Below are 21,455 nucleotides of genomic sequence, written 5' to 3' on the forward strand. Positions count from 1 at the left end.
TTCGGCCCCCGTTCTGTTTTCCGCACCATGACGGATTTTAAAAAAAGGGGTGGCGAATCCCGTCAGCTTTTCTATTCTGCCGCTTCATTCGCCCTCTACGGCGCCGCGCGTCTGAAAAGACGCGCTACGGAGGCTGTAGCACTTTGAATGCTGCATAATTTGTCCTTAAATCGATTCCGATTTAAGGAATTATGCAGTAGGGCAGCGCAGGAAGACAGATGCAATTCGTATTTGACGGTCACAACGACGTTCTCCTTCGACTCTGGACACATTCAAAAGACGGCAGCGATCCGATCGCAGAATTCGCGGACGGCACGACGGTCGGCCATATCGATGCGCGTCGGGCCAGAGAGGGCGGTCTTTCCGGCGGTCTCTGTGCCATCTACATTCCCTCGGGCGATCTCGTCTTCGCCGATCCGGATGCCAACGGTCGCTATATCACGCCGATGGCCGCCCCCCTTGATCCGCTGCCTTCCCTTGCCATTGCCAATGAAATGGCGGCGATCGCGTTGCGGCTCGACCAGGCAGGCGCCTGGCGGCTCTGCCGGACGGTGAAAGACATCCGCGGCGCCATGGTGGACGACATTTTCGCCGCCGTCATGCATATGGAGGGCTGCGAGGCGATCGGCGCCGATCTCTCGGCACTCGAGGTATTCTACGCAGCGGGGCTGCGGTCGCTCGGGCCGGTCTGGAGCCGGCACAATGTCTTTGGTCACGGCGTGCCCTTCGCCTTCCCGATGTCGCCGGACACAGGCCCCGGCCTGACCGATGCCGGCTTCGCACTGGTCAGGGAATGCAATCGCCTCGGGATCCTGATCGATCTGGCCCATATCACCGAGAAGGGTTTCTGGGACGTGGCGAAGACGACGGACCAACCGCTGGTCGCCAGCCACTCCAATGCCCATGTGCTGACGCCGGTCGCACGAAACCTGACGGACAAGCAGCTCGATGCGATCCGCGAAAGCCGCGGGCTCGTCGGCATCAACTATGCGACCGCCATGCTGCGTGCCGACGGCCGCTCGGACAGCGATACGCCGCTTGCCGACATGATCCGCCATATCGACTATCTCGTGAACCGCATCGGCATCGAATGCGTGGCGCTCGGATCGGATTTCGACGGGGCCACCATTCCCGAGGAAATCGGTGATGCGGCTGGCAATCAGAAGCTGATTGCCGCTCTCAAAGAGGTTGGCTATGCTGATGCCGACCTCGCAAAACTTGCCCGTGAAAACTGGCTTCGCATTCTGGCCCAAGCTTGGCGGGAGGACCGCGCCTAAGCCTTTCCTAATCCAATCAAAAAACAGGGGAACAGATCATGATGATGACCAAACTCAGCCGCAATTTTCGCATGCTTTCCGCCGGAGCCGCGCTTTCGCTCCTGATGATGGCGGCACCCGCCGCCTTCGCCGAGACGCCGAAGGATACGCTGGTCGAAGGTTTTGCCATCGACGATATCATTACGATGGATCCGGGCGAGGCTTTCGAGCTTTCGACCGCCGAGATTACCAGCAACAGCTACAGCCTGCTCGTCCGTCTCGACATGGACGATACGTCGAAGGTGAAGGGCGATCTGGCCGAGAGCTGGAGCGTTTCCGATGACGGCCTCACCTATACGTTCAAGCTGAAGCCCGGCCTGAAATTCGCCTCGGGCAATCCGATCACCGCCGAAGACGTCGCCTATTCGTTCGAGCGCGCCGTCAAGCTCGACAAGAGCCCGGCCTTCATCCTCACCCAGTTCGGCCTCACCGGCGACAACGTCACGGAAAAGGCCAAGGCGGCTGATGCCGGCACCTTCGTCTTCACGGTCGACAAGGCCTATGCGCCGAGCTTCGTGCTGAACTGCCTGACGGCAACCGTCGCTTCCGTCGTCGACAAGAAGCTGGTGCTGGAACACGTGAAGGCGGTGACGCCGGATGCCGAGCACAAATACGACAATGATTTCGGCAATGAATGGCTGAAGACCGGCTATGCCGGCTCCGGCGCCTACAAGCTGCGCGAATGGCGTGCCAACGAAGTCGTCGTGCTGGAGCGCAACGACAATTATTACGGCGACAAGGCGAAGCTCAACCGCGTCATCTACCGCTACATGAAGGAAAGTTCTGCCCAGCGGCTGGCGCTCGAAGCCGGCGATATCGATATCGCCCGCAACCTCGAGCCGGGCGATATCGACGCCGTTTCGAAAAATGCCGATCTCGCGACGACAAGTGCGCCGAAGGGCACGATCTATTATGTCAGCCTGAACAACAAGAACGAGAACCTCAAGAAGCCGGAAGTCCAGGAAGCTTTCAAATATCTGGTCGATTACGATGCGATCGGCGCGACCTTGATCAAGGGTATCGGCGAAATCCACCAGACCTTCCTGCCGAAGGGCCAGCTCGGCGCGCTCGACGAGAATCCCTATAAGCTCGATGTCGCCAAAGCCAAGGAACTGCTCGCCAAGGCGGGCCTGCCCGACGGTTTCTCGGTCACCATGGATGTGCGCAACAACCAGCCGGTGACGGGTATCGCCGAATCCATGCAGCAGACGCTGGCGCAGGCCGGCGTGAAGATGGAAATCATCCCCGGGGACGGCAAGCAGACACTGACCAAATACCGCGCCCGCACCCATGACATGTATATCGGCCAGTGGGGTTCGGACTATTTCGATCCGAACTCCAATGCCGATACCTTCACCGGCAATCCCGACAATTCCGATGCCGGCACGGTGAAGACGCTCGCATGGCGCAACAGCTGGGAAGCGCCGGAACTCGACAAGCAAGCCAAGGCCGCACTTCTGGAACGCGACGCCGCCAAGCGTGCCGCCATATATCAGGATATCCAGAAGAAGTACCTGGCCAGCAGCCCCTTCGTCTTCATCTTCCAGCAGACCGAGGTGGCCGGTTACCGCAAGAGCCTGAAGGACTTCAAACTGGGTCCGAGCTTCGATACCAATTTCGTCGGTCCGATCGCCAAGGAATAATCCGGCAGGATTGAGGGGCTTGAGCACCGTCGAAACACCACAGGAGGCGCGGCCCCGAAGGGGCCGTGCCAGCGCCTTCGCAAAGGCGCTAGGGCGGTTCCTGTTTGCCGCTGTCACTACCTATTTCGGCCTGTTGGCCGTCACCTTCTTTATCGGCCGCGTCGTGCCGATCGATCCCGTGCTCGCCATCCTCGGCGACCGCGCGCCCAATCATGTCGTCGAGCGCGTACGCCAGGAAATGGGCTTCAATCTGCCGCTCTATCAGCAGTTCTTCATCTATATCAAAGGCATCCTATCCGGCGATTTCGGCAATTCGGTCCTGACGACCAATCCTGTCATGGTCGATATTCGCCGTGCATTTCCGGCGACGGTGGAGCTTGCAACGCTCGGAACGCTGATCGGCGCTTTCGTCGGCGTGCCGCTCGGCGTTCTCGCCGCGGTGCGCCGCGGCAGCATCGCCGACCAGGTCGTGCGGGTCATCGGCCTGATCGGTTATTCGGTGCCGATCTTCTGGCTGGCGCTGATTTCGCTCGTCATCTTCTACGCGCAACTGCGCTGGGTGGCCTTTCCCGGCCGCATCGACATCGTTTTCGAATACACCTTCACGCCGATCACCGGCTTCTATCTCCTGGACAGTGCCTGGCAAGGACAATGGGATGTCTTCTACGATGTCTTCCGCCACATCATCCTGCCGGCATCCCTGCTCGGTTATTTCTCGCTCGCCTATATCAGCCGCATGACGCGCAGCTTCATGCTGAACGAGCTTTCCCAGGAATATATCGTTGCCGCGCGCGCCAAGGGGCTTTCGGAAACGCGGGTGATCTGGGGCCATGCGCTGCGCAATGCCGCCGTGCCGCTCGTCACCGTGATTGCGCTTTCCTATGCCGGCCTGCTCGAAGGCTCGGTGCTGACCGAGACCGTCTTTTCCTGGCCGGGCATCGGACTCTACATCACCAATTCGCTGCAGAACGCCGACATGAACGCCGTGCTCGGCGGCACGATCGTCATCGGGACGGTCTTCATCGGCATCAACCTTCTGTCCGATCTTCTCTACCGGACGCTCGACCCGAGGACGCGAAACCGATGACGGCCTCCGCCAGCCCACCTCCTGCGATGAGCCGCCGCGACTGGCTGCTTTCCGACCGGCCGCAATCGCGCCTGCAGGCTCGCCTCGGCCGCGCCTATGTCACTTGGCGGCAGTTTACGGCAAACAGGCTCGCCGTCCTCGGCCTGCTGATCATCGTGGCGCTGCTTTTGACCGCCGCCTTTGCCGATGTCATCGCCACGCATAATCCCGTTGTCGGCGATCTGCGCAATGCCCGGCTGCTGCCGCCGGGAACCGGGGAATTCCTGCTCGGTTCGGACGACCAGGGCCGCGACATCTATTCACGGCTGATCTACGGATCGCGATTGACGCTGCTCGTCGTCGCGCTCGTCGCCATCATCTCGGCGCCGATCGGGCTGATCGTCGGCACGGTCTCCGGTTATGCCGGAGGCTGGGTGGATGCGACGCTCATGCGCATCACCGATATTTTCCTGGCCTTTCCGAAGCTGGTGCTGGCGCTCGCCTTTGTCGCAGCCCTCGGGCCTGGCATCCAGAACGCGATCATCGCCATTGCCATCACCTCCTGGCCGCCCTATGCCCGCATCGCGCGCGCCGAGACGCTGACGGTCCGGCGCTCCGACTATATTTCGGCGGTGAAGCTGATGGGCGCCTCGCCGCTTCGCATCATCGTGCGCCATGTCATGCCGCTATGCATTTCCTCGCTGATCGTGCGCGTAACGCTCGACATGGCGGGTATCATCCTGACGGCGGCCGGTCTCGGTTTCCTCGGCCTGGGCGCACAGCCGCCGCTGCCGGAATGGGGGGCGATGATCGCCTCGGGACGGCGCTTCATCCTCGATCAATGGTGGGTTGCGGCGATGCCCGGCATCGCCATCCTCATCGTCAGCCTTGGCTTCAATCTCCTCGGCGACGGCCTGCGCGATGCGCTCGATCCGAAAGAGAGTGGCCAATGACGACACTTCTGACGGTTGATAAGCTCAAGGTCAGCTACCCCACGCGCACCGGCGTGATCGAGGCCGTGCGCGGCGTCTCCTTCACGCTCGGCAAGGAAAGGCTCGGCATTGTCGGCGAATCCGGTTCCGGCAAGTCGCAGACCGGACGGGCGATCATGGGTCTGACGCCGAAACACGGCGTCGTCACGGCCGAAAGGCTGAATTTCAGCGGCATCGATCTGATCAATGCCCCGGCCGGCGAAAGGCGCAGGCTGCGCGGCAAGCGCATCGCCATGATCCTGCAGGATCCGAAATATTCGCTCGATCCCGTCATGTCGATCGGGCGACAGATCTGCGAAACGCTGCGCACGCATGAGAAGGTCGGCAAGGCCGAGGCGCGCGAGCGCGCGCTCGCCATGCTGGAAGCGGTGCAGATCCGCGATCCCCAGCGTGTCTTCGACCTGCATCCGCACGAGGTGTCGGGCGGCATGGGACAGCGGGCGATGATCGCCATGATGCTGATTGCCGGGCCAGAATTGCTGATTGCCGACGAGCCGACCTCGGCGCTCGACGTGACGGTCCAGCTCGACGTGCTGAGGATCATGGACAGGCTGGTGTCCGAGCGTGGCATGGGGCTGATCTTCGTCTCCCATGATCTGAGGCTGGTTTCTTCCTTCTGCGACCGCGTCATCGTCATGTATGCCGGAAAGATCGTCGAGGAGCTCGCGGCCGCCGATCTCAAACATGCGCAACATCCCTATACGCAAGGCTTGCTGAATTGCATGCCCGAGATCGGCTCAAACCGTCACCCGCTGCCGGTGCTCGACCGCAGGCCGGAGTGGGCGGCATGAGCGCAGCTCTCCAAGTCGACGATCTCAGCGTCGTCTACGACCATTTTCATGCGCTGAAGGATGTCAGCATCGCCGTCGAAGGCGGCGAATCCTTCGGTCTCGTTGGCGAGTCCGGATCGGGAAAATCGACCTTGTTGCGGGCTGTTGCCGGACTTGCGCCGATCAGTGGCGGCGCGATCAACATCGATGGCGAAGTGCTGAAGGGTTCGAAACGCAGCAAGTCTTTCTATCGCCGCGTGCAAATGGTCTTCCAGGATCCTTATGGTTCTCTGCATCCGCGCCAGACGATCGACCGGCTTCTGCTCGAACCGCTCGCGATCCATGGCATCGACGACAGCGATAAGCGCATCGCCCGCGCACTCGACGAAGTCGGCCTCGGCAATGGTTTCCGGTTCCGCTATCCGCACCAGCTTTCCGGCGGCCAGCGGCAGCGCGTGGCGATCGCCCGGGCGCTGATCGTGGAACCGTCGATCCTGCTGCTCGACGAGCCGACATCGGCGCTCGACGCCTCGGTGCAGGCCGAAGTGCTGAACCTGCTGGAGCAGATCCGACGTGACCGCAAACTCACCTTCGTGATGGTGAGTCATGATCTCGGCGTCGTCACCCACATGTGTGAAAGGCTCGCGGTGATGCGCAACGGCGCCGTCGTCGAGCGGCTGAGCTCTCAAGAGCTGGCGGCCGGCGCGGTTCACGAGGACTACACGCGAAATTTGATGATCGCGAGCAAGGGTTTCGTCAAAGCCTGAACGGCAATCTTTTCAAGCCCTTGAAAAGGAAAGAGCGATAGCGGCGTTAAGGATAACGCTTTGCTAAAAGACGACCATTCAACTAGACTATTGACAGCTGCCTTGCTTCTGTCATGATCCTGTTAACGTTTGTTAGCTTTCGTGATCAATGGAGGTTGAAGCATGTTCTTTCTCGGTGGGATGACCATGGGCTACCTCGATCCTCCCGTGAAAACCGATCGCCAAGAACAGGCTTCGGTATCTCTTCCTGCGGAAAAGGACCGCCGGCTGATCGAGACTTCCTCCAACCTGCCCGAGAATGAGAGTGCCGTCGAGCGCTCCTGGATCTGGGCGTGGCGCACGCTCTGCTAAAAAGGCTGGTTGAATTTTCTCTTCCTTTCGCTCTGGACGGAAATTTATCTCTACCTACTTGATAGAGAAAATAAGAATATAAGCGCGAGCCGCACAACCGGCCGCACGAGAACAACGGAGGCGACATATGGCAGATCTGGGTATTTCGCATGCTCACGTGAACCAATATGGTTCCGTACCGGCCAAGAAGGCGCTCACCACGCGTCACAGGCTTCAGGCGCTGCTCCATGGAGCGATTTTCACTGCGGCATTTCTGTTCGTCGTAGCCATGGTTTGCGGCGTCGTCGGCTAATCGGTGAATGGTAAGTGTTGGCAAGTGCCGGCGCTGCGGCGGTTTCCGCCCCTATTGAATTCCGAACATTTGATGTGTCTCGGCATTCTCCTGGCACTCGAATGTCAAAGGGAGAGTGGCCATGAGGGCATCTTATTGTGGTTGATCGGCATTCCGATCCCTATCATCATTCTTCTGTACTTTTTTCACGCATCTGAATACCGGCGACGGAGCGGCAAAGGAACAAGGGTCGAAAGCTGCCCCCAAGCGCCGCCCCCCGGCACATGGTCTATCGATCCTGCCCTTTCCTTTTTCCGAAATCGAAGCTTTCGCATTGCCGCCAGACGAGCGCGCGGGCGGCGGCTGATGCCTCTTGGCTTGAATTATTCCGATAGTGTCCAAATTTTCGCCATGGCTTTCGCGGAGAGGATATCGATGGCCGCGATCAGCCGTCGGGCCACGCCCGGAACCGGGGCTTAGCCCGTTTGCCTCGCTTGGCCCAAGTCTCATTCGCCCCGGTTTCTTCGATCTTTGAAGAATAGGGCTCCGTTCATGTAGCAGTCATGATAAGCAGTGCAAAAGGCTGAGCAAAACAGCCATAACTTCGTTTGGATCCAGAACCGAACCCATGTCTATTTCACATCTTTCTCCGAGCCCTTCGCGCGAAACCGAGACGAAGCAGATCGATCACAACGATTCGATCCGTTCGACCTATCTTGCCATCGAGGACATCAAGGCGATGGGCGATGGGGTCGCCCGCAACGGCGTCGACAAGCTGCCGGCCTTTGCTCCCTTCGATTTTTTCGCGCGCCATAAGGAAAACGAGAAGGAAATCCTGCGCGTCTACCGGACCACGGCGACTGATGTCGAGGCCGGCGAGACGATCACGCCGGCGGCAGAATGGCTGCTGGACAATCACTATATCGTCGAAGAGGCGATCCAGGAGGTGCGGCGCGACTTCCCCCGCCGCTTCTATCGCGAATTGCCGACCATGGTCGTCGGCGGCGTCGAGGTACCGCGCACCCTCGTGCTTGCCTGGCTCTATGTCGCCCATACCCACAGCACGATCTCGCAGGAAAGCCTGACGGCGCTGGTCGATGGCTTCCAGGCCAGCGAGACGCTGAAGATCGGCGAACTCTGGGCGTTGCCTTCGCTGGTGCGTTACGTGCTCGTCGAAAACCTTCGCCGCATTTCCAGCCGTGTCGAAGCCAGCCGCCGCATGCGCCGCCGCGCCAATGAGGCGGCCGACGAATTGGTGCGCCTGACCGATCCGGCCGGAGCGGCCGCCTATCTGAAGACGCTGGAACCGCTTGCTGAGGACAATACATTCTCGACGCAGTTCCTCTATCGCCTGCGCGACGGCTCACAGACGTCGAGCCTGGCGATCACCTGGCTCGACGAGCGGCTGGAAGAACTCGGCCGCAACACCGAAGAGGCGACGACGGCCGAACATAGCCGCCTGTCTTCCGGCAACGTGACGATGGGCAACATAATCCGCAGCCTTCGCGAGATCGATGATGCCGAATGGTCGGTCTGGGTCGAGCAGGTCAGCCATGTCGACAAGCTGCTCTGGGAGCATTCGGATTACGGCATCCTCGATTCCGGCTCGCGCAACAAATATCGAAAACAGATCGAGAAGCTGGCGAAGCGCTCGCCGCTGACGGAAATGGAAATCGCCCAGCTGGCGCTCGACATGACCGATGCCGCCAAAGCTTCGGACGAGCCGCAGCCGCATGAACCGAATGTCGGTGGTTTCCTGTCGGGCGCGCAGCGGCCGAAGCTCGAGGCGCGGGCGAACTATCGCCCGACGATCATCCAGCATTTCGTGCGCGCCGTGCGCCAGTTCAACTGGCTGGCGATTGCCTTGCCGGTCATGCTGCTGACGATCATCGCCATGGCGATCGTCGGCAGGTTCATGGCCAATGCCGGCATGGGGGCGATCGAAATCGCCGTGCTGCTGATCATGTTCTCGGTACCGGCGTCAGAAGGGGCGACGGGTCTCTTCAACACTCTGCTTTCTTTCTTCGTGACGCCGGCGCGCCTTGTCGGTTACGAGTTCAAGGAAGGCATTCCGGAGGACGCGCGCACGCTGCTCGTCGTGCCCTGCCTGATCTCGAACCGCGACAGCGTCGACGACCACGTGCGCAATCTCGAGGTTCATTATCTCGCCAACCCGCGCGGCGAGATCTATTTCGCACTGCTCAGCGACTGGCCGGACAGCGAGGTCGAGGAAACGGCTGCCGATCTCGAGGTTCTCGATTATGCGCGGCGTGAGATCGCCAATCTTTCCGCCCGCTATGCCTATGACGGCAAGACGCGCTTCTATCTGCTGCATCGCCGCCGCCTCTACAATCCTTCGGAAGGCGTGTGGATGGGCTGGGAGCGCAAGCGCGGCAAGCTGCACGAACTGAACATGTTGCTGCGCGGCGACCGCGACACGACCTATCTGCCGGGCGCCAATGCGGTGCCGGCCAACGTGCAGTATGTCATGACGCTCGATGCCGATACGCGCCTGATGCGCGATGCCGTCACCAAGCTCGTCGGCAAGCTCTATCACCCGATCAACCGCCCGGTCATCAATCCGAAAACCGGCCGTGTCGAAAGCGGCTACGGCGTCTTGCAGCCGCGTGTCACCCCGTCGCTGACGACGGGCAAGGACGCCTCGGTCTTCCAGCGCGTCTTTTCGATCAATCGCGGCCTCGATCCTTATGTCTTCACCGTTTCCGACGTCTATCAGGATCTCGCCGGCGAAGGCACTTTCACCGGCAAGGGGCTTTATCATGTCGACGCTTTCGAAGCCTCTCTGAAGGGCCGGATCGACGAGAATTCCGTGCTCAGCCACGACCTCCTCGAAGGCTCGATGGCGCGCTGCGCGCTCGTCACCGATCTCGAACTGGTTGAGGATTTCCCGATCCGCTACGAAGTGGAAACCTCGCGCCAGCATCGCTGGGCGCGCGGCGACTGGCAGCTTCTGCCCTACATGTTCAATCCGAAATACGGCGTCACGGCTCTCGGCCGCTGGAAGATGTTCGACAATCTGCGCCGCTCGCTGACGCCGATCGCCTGGTTCTTCGCCTCCGTGCTCGGCTGGTATTTCATGGGCCCGCTCGGCGCACTCATCTGGCAGATTCTGCTGATCTTCTGCCTTTTCGTCGCACCGACGCTGTCGCTCATCAACGGCATCATCCCGCGCACCAGCGATATCATCGCCCGCGCCCATCTCTATACGGTCTGGTCCGATATCACGGCGGCCAATGCACAAGTTGCGCTGCGCATCGTCTTCATCGCCGACTCGGCCTGCATGATGGCGGATGCGATCGGCCGTTCGCTCTACCGCCTGTTCGTCAGCCGCAAGCTGATGCTGCAGTGGCGCACCGCCGCCAGCGTCCAGGCCGGCGGCCAGGGGACGCTGATCTCCTACTACAAGGCGATGTGGCATGCGCCGGTGCTGGCGCTGCTGGCGCTCGGTTTCGCAGCCCTTCCCGGCGACAACGCCTTCCTCGTCGGCATTCCCTTCGCCCTGCTGTGGGTCCTGTCGCCTGTTGTCGCCTGGTATGTCAGCCAGTCGGCGGAGACCGAAGACCGGCTCGAAGTCGCCGATTCCGTGTCGAGCGAACTGCGCAAGATCGCCCGGCGCACCTGGCGGTATTTCGAGACCTTCACGACGGCCGAGCAGAACTATCTGCCGCCTGATAATATCCAGGAAACGCCGCATGTGATCGTCGCGGCACGCACCTCGCCGACCAATATCGGCGTCTATCTGCTCTCCGTCGTTTCCGGCCGGCATTTCGGCTGGTTCTCCTTCGAGGAGACGCTCGAGCGGCTGGAGCAGACGATCGCGACGATCGACAGGATGGAGAAATTCCGCGGCCATCTGTTCAACTGGTATCACACCGATACGCTGCAGACGCTTGGGCCTCGTTACGTCTCGGCCGTCGACAGCGGCAATCTCGCCGGCCATCTGATCGCCATTTCATCGGCCTGCCGCAACTGGGCCGAGGCGCCGTCGGCGCATATGCAGGGCAATCTCGACGGCGTCGGCGACACCGCCGGCATTCTCGGCGAAGTGCTGGCGGACCTGCCCGATGACCGCAAGACCGTGCGCCCGCTGCGCCGGCGCCTGGAGGAGCGCATCGTCGGCTTCCAGAACGCACTTGCCGCCGTCAAACGCGAGCATGAATTCGCCTCGATCCGCATCATCAACCTCGCCGTTCTCGCGCGCGACATCGAGAAGCTTGCCGCCAATCTCGACCATGAGGTCAAGTCGAAGCAGAGCGAAGAAGTCACCCAATGGGCGGCATCGCTGGTAAAGGTCTGCGAGGCGCATATTTCCGACAGCACCTTCGACCTTTCCAAGGTCGATGCGCTGCGGCCGCGCCTGGTGGCGTTGCGCGACAAGGCCCGTGATCTGGCTTTCTCGATGGATTTCGGCTTCCTGTTCCGGCCGGAGCGGCGCCTGCTGTCGATCGGCTACCGCGTCGAAAGCGGCGAACTCGACCAGGCGTGTTACGACCTTCTTGCCTCGGAATGCCGCCTGACCAGCCTCTTCGGCATCGCCAAGGGCGACCTGCCGACCGAACACTGGTATCGCCTCGGCCGCCAGGTCGTGCCTGTGGGGTCACGCGGCGCGCTGGTCTCCTGGTCCGGCTCAATGTTCGAATATCTGATGCCGCCGCTCGTCATGCAGGAGCGTGGCGGAGGCATTCTCAACCAGACCAACAATCTGGTCGTCGTCGAGCAGATGAATTACGCCCGCAAGCTCGGCATTCCGTGGGGCATTTCGGAAGCGGCCTTCAATGCCCGCGACCATAACCTCAATTATCAGTACACGAATTTCGGCGTACCGACGCTCGGCCTGAAGCGCGGCCTTGGCCACAATGCCGTCATCGCGCCTTACGCATCGCTGCTCGCCAGTCAGTACGACCCGCCGGGTGCGCTGGAAAACCTGCAGAGGCTGCGCAAGGTCGGCGCGCTCGGCAAGTTCGGCTTCCATGACGCCGTCGACTTCACGCCGACACGCGTGCCGGAAGGCAAGAAATGCGCGGTGGTCTACAATTATTATGCCCACCATCACGGCATGTCGATCGCGGCTGTCGCCAACGTCGCCTTCAACGGTCATCTGCGCGAGCTCTTCCACTCCGATCCGGTCATCGAGGCGGCCGAGCTGCTGCTGCAGGAAAAGGCGCCGCGCGACATCCCGGTCATGAGCGGCAAACACGAATCCGACACGCCGGCCAGCATCCAGGACGATCTCCTGCGACCGGAGCTCCGGAAGATCAACGATCCGGCTTCGCGCGACCGCGAACTCGTATTCCTGTCGAACGGTCATTATTCGCTGTTGCTGACGGCGACGGGTGCTGGTTATTCACGCTGGAACGGCCTTTCCGTATCCCGCTGGAAAGCCGATCCGACCGAAGACCGCTGGGGCAGCTTCATCTTCCTGCGCGATACCGCCACCAGCGAATGGTGGTCGGCGACGGCTGAGCCGAAGGGTGTCGAAGGCGAGAAGATCAAGGTCGAATTCGCCGACGAGAAGGCACAGTTCACCAAGACGGTCGGTGACCTCACCAGCGAAGTGGAGTGCATCATTGCGACCGAGCATGATGCCGAGGCTCGCCGCGTCACCCTGCTCAACATGGGCACGGAAGACCGCTTCATCGAAGTCACCTCCTATCTCGAACCGGTGATCACCTCCGATGATACCGACAATGCGCATCCGGCATTCGCCCGCATGTTCGTCAAGACCGAGATCGGCAAGCGCGGCGACGTCATCCGTGCCGAACGCAACAAGCGCGACCCGAACGAGCCGAACATCAGCATCGCCCATCTGATCGTCGACAATGCCGGCGACACCCGCCATACCGAATTCGAGACCGACCGCCGCAAGTTCATCGGCCGTGGCCGCAGTCTTGCCGATGCGGCGGCCTTCGATCCGGGCGCGACACTTTCGGGCAGCGACGGCTTCATGCTCGATCCCGTCATGTCGCTGCGTCGCACCGTCCGCGTGCCGGCCGGCAAGAAAGTCAGCGTGATCTTCTGGACGATCGCGGCGCCCAGCCGCGACGAAGTCGACAAGGCGGTCAATCGCTATCGCCATCCCGACGCCTTCAACCACGAACTCGTCCAGGCCTGGACACGCACGCAGGTGCAGATGCGCCATGTCGGCGTCACCTCGCAGCAGGCGGCGGCCTTCCAGCATCTCGGACGCTACCTCGTCTATCCCGACATGCAGCTGCGCAAGGACGAGGCGACCGTCGAGGCCGGCCTGCAGTCGCAATCGGCGCTCTGGCCGCTGGCGATCTCCGGCGACTTCCCGATTTTCACGCTGCGCATCAACGACGACATGGATCTCGATATCGCCCGGGAGGCGCTGCTGGCGCAGGAGTATCTGCGCTCGCGCGGCGTCACCGCCGATCTCGTCATCATGAACGAACGCGCCTCTTCCTATGCGCAGGACATGCAACATGCGCTCGACGCCATGTGCGAGAACGTCCGTCGCATGGGCCAGGCCGACGGGTTGCGCCAGCATATCTTTGCGGTGCGCAAGGACCTGATGGAGGAGAGCACCTATCATGCGCTGATCGCGGCCTCCCGCGTCACGCTGCATACCAAGAACGGCAAGGTGGTCGACCAGATCAACCGCGCCGTGGCGCTGTTTGCACCCTCCAAGGAGGAGCTGCAGGAGATGGAACGGGCCGAGCGCAACAAGGCCCCCGTCAAGCGTGTCGTGCCGGTGCCGCCGCCTGTCGTGCCCGCCGTTGTCATCGAGGAGGAAGGCGATCTCGACTTCTGGAACGGCATCGGCGGCTTTGCCCGCGACGGACGCGAATATGTCGTTCGGCTGCCTGGCGGTCATGCAACGCCGCAGCCCTGGATCAACGTCATCTCCAATGACAGGTTCGGCTTCCACGTGTCGGCGGAGGGCTCCGGCTTTACCTGGAGCGCCAATTCGCGCGACTACCAGCTGACCTCCTGGTCGAACGATGCCGTGGTCAACCGTTCGGGTGAGGCCTTCTATCTCACCGATCTCCACAGCGGTGCCGTCATGACGCCTTTCGCTGCGCTTTCCCGCCGGCCGGACATTCGTTTCGAAGCCCGCCACGGGCTCGGTTATTCCGTCTTCTCCAGTGTCCAGCACGATATCGCGCTCGAACTAACGCAGACGGTCGACCGCGAAAGGCCGGTGAAACTGCAGCGCCTGCGCCTGCGCAACACCGGTTCGGCCAGCCGCAAGCTGCGCCTCTACGGTTATGTCGAATGGATCCTCGGCAGCAATCCGGCACGCACGGTGCCTTTCATCCTGTCGAGCCATGACGAGGAGACGGGGGCGCTGTTTGCCACCAATCCCTACAGCATCGATTTCTCCAACCGAACCGCCTTCTTCGCGGCGAGCGAGACGGTTTCGAGTTTCTCGGCAAGCCGGCGCGAATTCATCGGCAAGGCGGGGACGATCCAGGCGCCGCAGGCCGTCATCTCGGCCGCCGCCCTTTCCGGCGGCACCGAACTCGATGGCGATCCGGCCGCGGCTCTTGCGATCGACATCGAACTTGGCGCCGGCGAGGAGCGTGATTTCACCTTCTTCCTCGGCGACACGCCGACGGAAGAAGAGGCGCGCACTGTCATTGCCGATATCCGCAAGGTTTCGTTCGACGACGCCGTCGAGGCTAACCGCGCCTTCTGGCGGGACTTCACCGGCAGACTGCAGATATCGACGCCGGATCGCGGGATGAACAATCTGGTCAACACCTGGCTGCCTTATCAGAGCCTCGGCTGCCGCATCATGGCCCGCACCGCCTTCTACCAAGCAAGCGGCGCCTTCGGCTTCCGCGACCAGTTGCAGGATACGCTCGCCTTCGTGCTGCACGAACCCTCGCTTGCCCGCCGGCAGATCCTGAATGCCGCTTCGCGCCAGTTCCGCGAAGGCGACGTGCAGCATTGGTGGCTGCCGGGAACGGGTGCGGGCGTGCGCACGCTGATCTCGGACGACGTCGTCTGGCTGAGTTATGCGATCCATCACTATTGCAGCGTCACCGGCGACAAGAACGTGCTCGACGAGGAGATCGCCTTCCTGGAAGGGCCGGCACTGCTCGAAGGCCAGCACGACTCCTTCTACAAGCCGGAGATTTCCGAGGACAAGGCGAGCGTCTACGAACATGCGGCGCTGGCTCTCGATCTCGCCATCGCCCGCAAGGGGACCAATGGCCTGCCGCTGTTCCTCGGCGGCGACTGGAACGACGGCATGAACCGCGTCGGCATCGGCGGGCGCGGCACCAGCGTCTGGCTCGGCTGGTTCCTGGCGGGTGCATTGCGCTCCTTCATTCCCTATGCCGAAGAGCGCGGCGACACCGCCCGCACGGAGCGCTGGTCGGCGCATCTCATCGAACTGAAGAAGGCGCTCGAAACTGCGGCCTGGGATGGCGGCTACTATCGCCGCGGCACCTTCGACGACGGTGCGCTGCTCGGCTCCAAGGAAAGCCCCGAATGTCGGATCGATTCGATCGCGCAGTCCTGGAGCGTACTCTCGGGCGAGGGCGATCCGGCCCGCGCCGTCACGGCGATGGAGGCCGTGCTCGACCAACTGGTCGACGAGGATGCCCGGATCATCCGGCTGTTCACGCCGCCTTTCGTCAATTCCGCCAGGGATCCCGGCTATATCAAGGCCTATCCCCCGGGTGTGCGCGAAAATGGCGGGCAATATACCCATGCCTCGACCTGGGTGGTGATGGCGCTGGCGCAGCTGAAGCGGGGTGACGATGCCTTCCGCTGCTTCCAGATCCTCAACCCGATCACCCATGCGCTCGACAAGGCTTCAGCGGAGCAATACCGAGTCGAGCCCTATGTCGTGGCCGCCGACGTCTATGGCCATGAGCCCTATACGTCACGCGGCGGCTGGACCTGGTATACCGGGTCGGCCGGCTGGCTCTACCGCGCCGCCGTCGAGGGCATCCTCGGCATCCGGCTCAAGGACGGCCGGCTCTACGTGCGTCCGTCGCTCCCGTCCGAATGGGACGGTTTTGCGGCAGAGGTGGAGCAAGGCGGCGGCAAATACCGCATTTCGGTCTCAAAAGCGTCCAATGATCGCGGCTACACTCTGTCGATCAACGGCTGCGAAGTCACCGATCCCGAAGAGGGATATCCGCTCGGATAACAGCGTTCTCCACGCTGAAAAACACGGCGATTCGCGACGGCCAAAAGGGAACCCTTTTGGCCGTCGTCGCGTTTGCAAATCGGATAATAAGGAGAGACCCATGGCAAGCACGCCGTCCGAAGCCATCGTCCCTGGGCGCAGTACTCTATCCGCAGCTGCGCCAGCGCGCGACACAAGGCTCGACGTCCTGCGCGGTGTGGCCCTGATCATGATCTTCATCAATCATGTTCCCGGACAGATTTTCGAATATGTGACGACGAAGAATTTCGGCTTCTCCGATGCCGCCGAGGCCTTTGTGCTGATCTCGGGCATCGCCGTCGGTCTTGCCTATGGGGCTCGCTTTCAGCCGGGGAACCGGCTCAAGGTGGCGATCAAGGCAGCGAAGCGCGCCTTCACGCTCTATCTCGCCCATATGATCACCACCTTCATGACGCTGGCGCTGTTCATCTGTGGTGCCTGGCTGTTCCACCGGCCGGGATTGCTGGTCGAAATCAATATCCTGGCGGTTCTGATGAACCTGAAGGAAGGCATTCCGGCTCTGCTCCTGCTCGGCCATCAGATCGGTTACAACAATATCCTGCCGATGTACGGCGCGCTGATGCTGATGGTGCCGATTATCCTCTTCTTGAATGCGCGGAGCCCGTTGCTGGCGCTCGGTGTCTCGGGCACCGTCTGGCTGCTTGCAGGGATCTACGAGGTGGCGCCGCACAACATGCTGATCGAGGGCTACTGGTTCCTCAATCCGCTCTCCTGGCAGTTCCTGTTTTCGATCGGCATCGTCTCGATGCTGCATATCAAGCGCGGCGGCACGATCCCGCGGCATCCGCTGCTGCTGGCGGCCGCTGCCGCTTACGTCTTACTGTCCTTCGTCTGGGTGACGGGCCATCTCTGGATTTTCGGCAACTCGCTGGCCGCACTTGGCCTGCCGACCGTTATCACCGGTTTCGACAAGACCTTCCTGTCGCTGCCGCGGCTGCTGCATGTGCTGGCGCTGACCTATCTCGTCATCAGCATCCCGGCGCTCTCGCGGATCCTGCGCCGTTCTGCGGATCATCCGCTGACGATCCTCGGGCGCCATTCGCTGAACATCTTCGTCGCCGGCACGATCCTCGCCATGATCGGCCAGGTGGTGCTCTACCTCACCAACAAGGACCCGCTGGTCGGCCCGATCTTCGTGATATCAGGGGTCGCGATACAATTCGCCTATGCCTATTATCTCGAGCGCAAGCGCCAACAGGGCAAGCTCAAGGGAAAACTCGTCGCCGATACCGCCAGCATCCCCGTTCCCGTCCGCATCGGCGGAACGGCCAATGCCTATCGCCGGAGCGATCGGAAATAGGGTTCGGATTTATGTCAAATGTAGGAGCCGGTAGCCGAAAGGCCGCCGGCTCATTTTTTATGAACGAGGATGTTCACCAACTTTCCCAGCGGATCGCGCACATAAAAACGCCTGACGCCCCAGGGCTCATCGGCTGGGCCATACTCGATCGGAAAGCCTGAGGCCGACATCGCCTCGAAAGCGGCATCCAGATCGTCAACCTCGATCGAAAGGTCCGGCACCTCCGTTCCGGAACCACCTTCACTGGCGATGCTGAGCTGAACATTCATCGAACGCGATGCGCCGAACGTCGTGATCCAGCCGTGATCCATGATGACGTCGAGACCGAGGATATCCTGATAGAAACGCCGGGCCAGGGTGATATCCGCTGCCTGGATATTGGCGACGATGCGCAGGACCTTCATGGGCTTTCTCCCTATGCTCGTTGACTGCCGAAGGTTAGGGAAGATCGGCGGGGTGATCAATCGTGTGGGTCAGAGCGGAGATGTTGTGCCGTGCGGTACCCCTCTGCCCTGCCGGGCATCTCCCCGCACGGGGAGATTGGATGGCGCGAGGGCTTCCCGAACAACTGGCCGTCGCATGACTCTAAACTGAAGGCGATAAGGCGATATGGCACGGCAACCGGAGTGGTTGATGCTTTACGGGGAGCAAGCTCCTGCCGACCTGTCGAAAAACATTCTGGAAGTGTCAGGCATGTCTCCGAACAGCTGTCACGTATATATCCGGGCTTTACACCTGTGGGGGAGATATCCGGCAGGGCAGAGGACGATCAGACGGTAAGGCGCCGCTCCCGGGGCTCTGGCAAACAAAAAGGCCGGAAGGGAGCTACCCTTCCGGCCTTTGTCTTGAGACCCGAACCGATCAGGCGGCTTCGGTGGTATGGGCCTTGCGGACTTCTTCGTCCGTCAGGATGCCGCTGGCGCGCAGCAGGGCGGCGAAGCGGCCGTTGCTGTGGCTGAGTTCGTCGAAGCTGCCCTGTTCGACCACACGGCCGTCGTCCAGGAAGAGCACCATATCGGCTTCGCGGACCGTCGACAGGCGGTGGGCGATGATGAAGGTGGTGCGGTTCTGGCGCAGATTGTCGATCGCGGCCTTGACGCGGGCTTCGGTCTCGACGTCGAGCGCCGAGGTCGCCTCGTCGAGCACCAGGATCGGCGCGTCCTTGAGGATGGCGCGGGCGATCGCGATGCGCTGACGCTCGCCGCCGGAGAGCTTGTTGCCGCGTTCACCGACATGCGTATCGTAGCGATCCTCACGGGTCTCGATGAAGTCGGCGGCGGCGGCGGCTTCAGCCGCACGGCGCATTTCCTCTTCGCTGGCGCCCTCGCGGCCGAGGCGGATATTGTCGCTGATCGAACGGTTCAGCAGGCCCGCATCCTGGAAGACGGTGGCAATGTGGCGGCGCAGCGACTTGCGGGTCACCTTGGTGATATCGGTGCCGTCGACGAGGATCTTGCCGCCCTGGGCATCGTAGACACGCTGCAGCAGGTTGACGAGCGTCGTCTTGCCGGCGCCGGTCGGGCCGACGATCGCGACCGTCTGGCCTGCCTTCACCGAGAAGGAGACATTGTGCAGGCCCTGCGAGCTGTTGCCGAAGCCGAAGGAGACGTCGCGGAATTCAATCGCACCCTTGACGTCCTTGATCTCGCCGTTGCCAGCCGGCTCTTCACGTTCACGTACCGAGTCTTCGAGCGTATAGAAGTCCTCGAGTTTGGAGCGAGCCTCGAAAATCTGCGTGGCGAACTGGCGCATCAGGTCGAGGCGGCCGATCAGCAGGTTGGCGAAGCCGATGAAGGCGATGACGTCGCCGACGCGCAGCTGGCCGGCCTGGACGAGCATGGTGCCGATGATCAGGACCACCATCATCGCGATGGTCGAAGCCATGCGGTTCAGCGCGCTGGCGATCGCCCACCAGTCGAGCACCGGATACTGGGCTTCGAGCAGACGGTCGGCGAAGGATTTCAGCGCCCGGGTTTCAGCCTCGATGCGGTTGTAGCTGTGCAGGACCGAAACGTTGCTAATCGAGTCGCTGACATGCGAGAAGACAGTGTGATAATGGTTCTCGACCGAAGCCTGGCCGTCCTTGGTGCGGCTCATGACGACGCGGCCGATCAGCCAGTAGGCGATGGCGAGCACCATGAGCACGGCGGAAAGGCGCAAGTCCATCGACATTGCGGTGGGCACCAGAAGGGTAAGCGCGATAACCGTCGACAGGTGGTTGCGCATGAATTCCAGCCAGAGGCCGAACAGCGTTTCGCAGGCACGCAGCAATGTATGCAGCGCGTTGGAGGTGCCGCGCTGGTGGTGCCAGCCAAGCGGCATGGAGATGATGCGGCCAAAGGCTTCCGTCAGCAGCGTTGCCCGGCGTCCATGCGCCAGCCTGTCGGCCTCGCGGGCCACCAGGACGAAGGCGATGGTGTTGAAGACGGCGAAAGTCGCCCACATGAAGAGGATAGGCTTCACCTCTCCCTTGCCGGAAATCGCATCGATGATGCGGCCGAACAGGATCGGCTCCGCAATGGTGATCGTCGCCAGAACAATGTTTGCGATAACGACCAGGGATACGCGCAGCTTGTAGGCGCCAAGATAGCGCAGAGCTCTTGCATAGACCTTGAATAGCGTCACGTCGAACCTCTTGTGCATCTGCGAAAACGGGATGATGCGATGCTACAAAAGGCTACCTGAACCGGCGATTAACGGAGCATTCAGGCTTCGATCGTCGCGACGATTAAACCCGATCGTACTATCGCAGGATGCGACGAGATGGCTATGGCGCTGAAATTGCTGCATGAACATATCTCGCAACAATTTGCGCTTGCATTTTATTAAATGTTTAGCACAGCATTAAATTAGTGACTGCATTTTTTGAAGAAGACCGTTTCGCGACCAATTTGAAAAGCCGCCGACGGCCTCGATGCGGGCGTCAAGTCCGGGCAAGGGGCATTTTTGTGAATATTAATTCGTTAATTCAATTGCTTATAATTCTGGAAGAATGTTCAAATCCTGAGGTCGTCGTCACCGAGTTGGAGCAGGGCATCCACGATTGCGGCTTCGACTATTACGGCCTGCTGCGCCATGTGCCGCAGAATCCGGCGCAGCCGAATCCGGAACCCTGGGCTGCGGCGCTTGCCGGCCGCTGGCCGGAACAATGGCCGCAGATATATACCGCGAAAAAATATGTGCTGATCGATCCGATGGTGCGTTATCTCGCCCATGCCCAGCGGCCTTTCCGCTGGCGAGACAGCATGGCGGCGTTCAGCAAGGATGGGCAGCAACGCCGTATGGAGCAGATGATGGTCGATGCCTTCGGCCATGGACTGGAAGATGGCTACATCTTTCCGATCCACGGACGAAACGGCATTCTCGGCAGCCTCAATCTCGCCGGCAAGCCAATCGAGCTGTCGCCGGTGGAGATCGCACTGTTCGAGGCGGTGGCGCGCAAGGCCTTCTGGCGGTTGCTCGACCTGAAAGGCGAAGTGCAGGCGCTGGAGACCGTGCTGCCGGCCGAGACGCCGCTGACCCGACGCGAGATGGAAATCCTGCACTATCTCGCCGAAGGGATGACCTCGATGGAGATCAGCAAGATGCTGAAGATCTCAAACCATACCGTCGATTGGTATATGAATGGCCTGCAGGACAAGCTGAAGGCGAAAAACAGGCAGCAAGCGGTGGCGCTTGCCTTCCGCCATGGCCTGATAAGCTGATGCATGTCGTCCAAAACGGGGCAGCGGCTTTGGACAACGACATGCATGATCATAAGAAAAGCGCGTCAAATGACGCGAGTCCGATGCT

General features: G+C 61.2%; 13 protein-coding genes. 11 read left to right on the forward strand and 2 right to left on the reverse strand.

Annotated features, from left to right (window positions below; genetic code table 11):
* Positions 1-218: 218 nt before the first annotated feature.
* The 10 genes from FHT69_RS21100 (at position 219) to FHT69_RS21145 (ending at position 17,663) form a co-directional block, all read left to right on the forward strand.
* Positions 219-1,277: a dipeptidase gene (locus FHT69_RS21100; RefSeq protein WP_028757416.1), complete on the forward strand. Its 1,059-nt coding sequence runs from the start codon at positions 219-221 to the stop codon at positions 1,275-1,277.
* Positions 1,278-1,315: 38 nt separating this feature from the next.
* Positions 1,316-2,959: an ABC transporter substrate-binding protein gene (locus FHT69_RS21105; RefSeq protein WP_028757417.1), complete on the forward strand. Its 1,644-nt coding sequence runs from the start codon at positions 1,316-1,318 to the stop codon at positions 2,957-2,959.
* Positions 2,960-2,978: 19 nt separating this feature from the next.
* Positions 2,979-4,046 carry an ABC transporter permease gene (locus FHT69_RS21110; protein WP_028757418.1) on the forward strand — a complete coding sequence of 356 codons (1,068 nt, stop codon included), beginning with the start codon at positions 2,979-2,981 and terminating at the stop codon, positions 4,044-4,046.
* Positions 4,043-4,978: an ABC transporter permease gene (locus FHT69_RS21115; RefSeq protein ID WP_028757715.1), complete on the forward strand. Its 936-nt coding sequence runs from the start codon at positions 4,043-4,045 to the stop codon at positions 4,976-4,978. Before FHT69_RS21110 ends, FHT69_RS21115 begins: the two co-directional genes overlap by 4 nt.
* Entirely contained in the window at positions 4,975-5,808 is an 834-nt protein-coding gene (locus FHT69_RS21120) for an ABC transporter ATP-binding protein (RefSeq protein ID WP_028757716.1), read from the forward strand. The genes FHT69_RS21115 and FHT69_RS21120 overlap by 4 nt, the downstream gene beginning before the upstream one ends.
* Complete coding sequence (locus FHT69_RS21125; protein ID WP_183905920.1) at positions 5,805-6,554, forward strand: ABC transporter ATP-binding protein; 750 nt, start codon at positions 5,805-5,807, stop codon at positions 6,552-6,554. Before FHT69_RS21120 ends, FHT69_RS21125 begins: the two co-directional genes overlap by 4 nt.
* 162 nt (positions 6,555-6,716) lie before the next feature.
* A complete protein-coding gene (locus tag FHT69_RS21130; protein ID WP_063473847.1) occupies positions 6,717-6,905 on the forward strand; it encodes a hypothetical protein in 189 nt (62 codons plus the stop codon).
* Between the two features lie 127 nt (positions 6,906-7,032).
* Positions 7,033-7,197, forward strand: a complete 165-nt coding sequence (locus FHT69_RS21135; RefSeq protein ID WP_183905921.1) for a hypothetical protein — start codon at positions 7,033-7,035, stop codon at positions 7,195-7,197.
* A gap of 607 nt (positions 7,198-7,804) precedes the next feature.
* Positions 7,805-16,324, forward strand: a complete 8,520-nt coding sequence (locus FHT69_RS21140) for a GH36-type glycosyl hydrolase domain-containing protein (RefSeq protein WP_183905922.1) — start codon at positions 7,805-7,807, stop codon at positions 16,322-16,324.
* Positions 16,325-16,424: 100 nt separating this feature from the next.
* A complete protein-coding gene (locus FHT69_RS21145; protein ID WP_183905923.1) occupies positions 16,425-17,663 on the forward strand; it encodes an OpgC family protein in 1,239 nt (412 codons plus the stop codon).
* 50 nt (positions 17,664-17,713) lie between these two features.
* Here the strand turns inward: FHT69_RS21145 and FHT69_RS21150 are convergent, their stop codons facing one another.
* Both FHT69_RS21150 and FHT69_RS21155 read right to left on the reverse strand, forming a co-directional pair.
* Positions 17,714-18,067, reverse strand: coding sequence for a VOC family protein (locus FHT69_RS21150; protein ID WP_047615754.1), 354 nt, complete (start codon positions 18,065-18,067; stop codon positions 17,714-17,716).
* A 457-nt stretch (positions 18,068-18,524) separates the two neighbouring features.
* Positions 18,525-20,288, reverse strand: coding sequence for a glucan ABC transporter ATP-binding protein/ permease (locus FHT69_RS21155; RefSeq protein ID WP_028758321.1), 1,764 nt, complete (start codon positions 20,286-20,288; stop codon positions 18,525-18,527).
* A gap of 323 nt (positions 20,289-20,611) precedes the next feature.
* Between FHT69_RS21155 and FHT69_RS21160 the strand changes: the two genes are divergently transcribed.
* Positions 20,612-21,367, forward strand: coding sequence for a LuxR family transcriptional regulator (locus tag FHT69_RS21160; RefSeq protein WP_168333616.1), 756 nt, complete (start codon positions 20,612-20,614; stop codon positions 21,365-21,367).
* The last annotated feature ends 88 nt before the right edge of the window (positions 21,368-21,455 follow it).

It is taken from the genome of Rhizobium sp. BK008 (genome assembly GCF_014197345.1).
Lineage (GTDB): Bacteria > Pseudomonadota > Alphaproteobacteria > Rhizobiales > Rhizobiaceae > Rhizobium > Rhizobium anhuiense.

Coding starts and splice junctions, on each gene's coding strand:
- FHT69_RS21100 (WP_028757416.1), top strand. CDS start 219: ATGCAATTCGTATTTGACGGTCACAACGACGTTCTCCTTCGACTCTGG.
- FHT69_RS21105 (WP_028757417.1), top strand. CDS start 1,316: ATGATGATGACCAAACTCAGCCGCAATTTTCGCATGCTTTCCGCCGGA.
- FHT69_RS21115 (WP_028757715.1), top strand. CDS start 4,043: ATGACGGCCTCCGCCAGCCCACCTCCTGCGATGAGCCGCCGCGACTGG.
- FHT69_RS21120 (WP_028757716.1), top strand. CDS start 4,975: ATGACGACACTTCTGACGGTTGATAAGCTCAAGGTCAGCTACCCCACG.
- FHT69_RS21125 (WP_183905920.1), top strand. CDS start 5,805: ATGAGCGCAGCTCTCCAAGTCGACGATCTCAGCGTCGTCTACGACCAT.
- FHT69_RS21130 (WP_063473847.1), top strand. CDS start 6,717: ATGTTCTTTCTCGGTGGGATGACCATGGGCTACCTCGATCCTCCCGTG.
- FHT69_RS21135 (WP_183905921.1), top strand. CDS start 7,033: ATGGCAGATCTGGGTATTTCGCATGCTCACGTGAACCAATATGGTTCC.
- FHT69_RS21140 (WP_183905922.1), top strand. CDS start 7,805: ATGTCTATTTCACATCTTTCTCCGAGCCCTTCGCGCGAAACCGAGACG.
- FHT69_RS21145 (WP_183905923.1), top strand. CDS start 16,425: ATGGCAAGCACGCCGTCCGAAGCCATCGTCCCTGGGCGCAGTACTCTA.
- FHT69_RS21150 (WP_047615754.1), bottom strand. CDS start 18,067: ATGAAGGTCCTGCGCATCGTCGCCAATATCCAGGCAGCGGATATCACC.